This window comes from Spiroplasma endosymbiont of Megaselia nigra, assembly GCF_003987485.1.
GTDB lineage: Bacteria > Bacillota_I > Bacilli_A > Mycoplasmatales > Mycoplasmataceae > Spiroplasma.
The window spans coordinates 1-735 of record NZ_RCOO01000321.1 but is presented as its reverse complement, the minus strand read 5'-3'; the positions used below and the strand labels follow the sequence as shown (position 1 = coordinate 735).

General features: G+C 24.4%; 1 protein-coding gene. It reads left to right on the top strand.

Going from position 1 to position 735, the window contains the following annotated elements; genetic code table 4:
- Nucleotides 1-30 precede the first annotated feature (30 nt).
- A partial coding sequence (locus D9R21_RS06775) for a hypothetical protein (RefSeq protein ID WP_148108902.1) occupies nucleotides 31-735 on the top strand: 705 nt, incomplete at its 3' end.

Sequence of the window (735 nt, the reverse complement as noted above, 5' to 3'; positions counted from 1 at the left end):
CATCAAACACCAATTAAATTAAATAAAATTTTGAATCATTTAAACCCAAATTTTTATATTCAAAAAGTAACTAAAAAATTATTAGCCCCAATTGAAAAACAAATAATTGCTATTAAACAAAAAGTAATTAATAAAATTACTGATAAAACTAAAAAAATATTATCTAAATTTGAAACTAAGGCTATTAAAAAAGGCCAATTATTACCTTTTTCCTATGGTTCTGATGTTTTTTTAGCAGTAAAAATTGTTCCATTATCAGTTGCGGGCGAAGTTGCCTTAACAATATATTATAAAAATCCGCAATATGCCCCTATTGTCGTTATGACAACTTTAATCAAAGCAGAACAGTTTGTTTTGTCTTCTGAACCGTTTAAATTTTATATGAACAGTGAGTGGTTTATTGGTTGGGGATTTAAAAAAACAAGTTTGTTTAATTTAGTTTCTTTTGCCCCACTCGCTTATCAGCAAGTAGTAAAAGATAGTTTTAAAATATATCGGACAATTGCTAAGATATTAAAGTTGCAAGAACAATTTAAAAATAACTTTAATAAAGATAAATTGTTAAATACGCTAGAAGATATTACAATTACTAGTTTATTGGGTAATGGACTAGCATTTCAAACATACAAGCAATTTAGAACAAAACAAGATTTAAACAAAACAATTAAAACAAAAACATTACTAAATAGTAAAAAATTTATATTAAAGAAAATATATTCTAAAAAAAGTAAATGA